We start from the raw sequence: 1,494 nt of genomic DNA on the forward strand, positions 1-1,494 counted from the left end.
CAGGTCACCGGGCTGCCGGCCACCGGCCTGATCGGCCGGGCCTGGTCCCGGGCGGAGTGGGTCGAGGAAACGCTCGGCACCTGGAAACGGCTGACCGAGCCGGTCGCCAACAGCATCGCCAACGCACTGTCCACCGCCATGACGGAGCAGATGCCGGAGGAAATGAAGTCCATGATGGGCGGCGCGTCCTCCATGCTGCAGAACATGGGCGGGGCGATCTTCGGCATGCAGCTGGGCCAGGCCATCGGCGCCCTGTCGGCCGAGGTGGTCAGCTCCACGGACATCGGTGTACCCCTCGCCGACCTCGAAATGGCGCTGCTGCCCTCGAACGTGGCCAAATTCGGCGAAGGCCTCAGCCTGCCGGAGAACGACATCCGGCTGTTCCTGGCCGTCCGCGAAGCCGCCCACGCCCGGCTGTTCGTCCAGGTACCCTGGTTGCGTGGGCACCTCCTCGGCGCGATCGAAGCGTATGCCCGCGGCATCCACATCGACACCTCGAAGATCGAGGAACTCGCCCGCGAGCTGGATCCGGGCAACCCGGAAGGCATCCAGGAGGCTTTGTCCCAGGGCGTCTTTATGCCGCAGCGCACCCCCGCCCAGGACCAGGCCCTTGAGAAGCTTGAGACCGCACTCGCCCTCGTGGAGGGCTGGGTGGATGAACTGAGCTGGGCCGCCACCGAGAAGCTGCTGCCCTCGGCCGCGGCGCTGCGCGAGACGGTGCGCCGCCGCCGCGCCACCGGAGGACCGGCTGAACACGCATTTTCCTCCCTCGTGGGACTGGAGCTGCGGCCGCGCCGGCTCCGGGAGGCCGCAGCGTTGTGGGCCTCGCTCAAGGATGAACGCGGAATCGACGGCCGCGACGCGATCTGGCAGCATCCGGATCTGTTGCCCACCGCCGAGGACCTGGAAGATCCGAAAGGCTTCAGCGAACGCCGGAAGCTGGCTGAGGCCAGCGACTCCGAGGTGGACGATGCGCTGCAGAAGCTGCTGAGCGGCGGATTCGACGAGCCTGAGGATGACGGGGCAGCCGGCGACGGCTCCGCCGAGACTGGTGGCGCCGAACAGCCCGGCGAGCCCGGAACTGACGCCGCACCCGGAGAGGGCGACAACCCCAAGCCCTAACAGGCTGCCGCGCTAGTCGGCGAAGGCGGCAGCGTCGGCGACGTCGATGTCATCGTCGTCGCCGGCAGGCATGAGTCCGCGGGAGGTGGCGAAGGAGACGCCTTCGAGGAAGGCCTTGGCCCGGCCGGTTTCCGGGTAGGCCTCGAGCAGCCGCCAGAACGCGGCGTTATGGCCGGCGACGAGCAGGTGCGCCAGCTCATGCAGCAGCACATAGTCGATGACCCACTGCGGCATCGGCTGAAGCTTGTCCGACAGCCGGATGGTCCCGTCCGACGGCGTCGCGGACCCCCAGCGGGAGTTCTGGTTGCCCACCCAGCGGACCGAGGACGGTACAGCCCGGCCGCCAAAGTACTTGGCGGAGAGCTCGGCGGC

2 protein-coding genes (1 of these 2 running past the window's edge) are annotated in these 1,494 nt (G+C 69.1%); one reads left to right on the forward strand and one right to left on the reverse strand.

Going from position 1 to position 1,494, the window contains the following annotated elements; all coding sequences use genetic code 11:
• Nucleotides 1-1,122, forward strand: the 3' portion of a protein-coding gene (locus K789_RS0121145; protein WP_024366738.1) for a zinc-dependent metalloprotease. It extends 342 nt beyond the left edge of the window; 1,122 of the gene's 1,464 nt are visible here — the last part of the coding sequence; its start codon lies off the left edge, out of view; it ends in the stop codon at nucleotides 1,120-1,122.
• Between the two features lie 12 nt (nucleotides 1,123-1,134).
• Here K789_RS0121145 and K789_RS0121150 read toward each other — a convergent pair.
• Nucleotides 1,135-1,494 (reverse strand): M48 family metallopeptidase (locus K789_RS0121150; RefSeq protein ID WP_024366739.1); only part of this gene is annotated, 360 nt, incomplete at its 5' end.

This window comes from Arthrobacter sp. TB 26 (genome assembly GCF_000427315.1).
GTDB lineage: Bacteria > Actinomycetota > Actinomycetes > Actinomycetales > Micrococcaceae > Arthrobacter.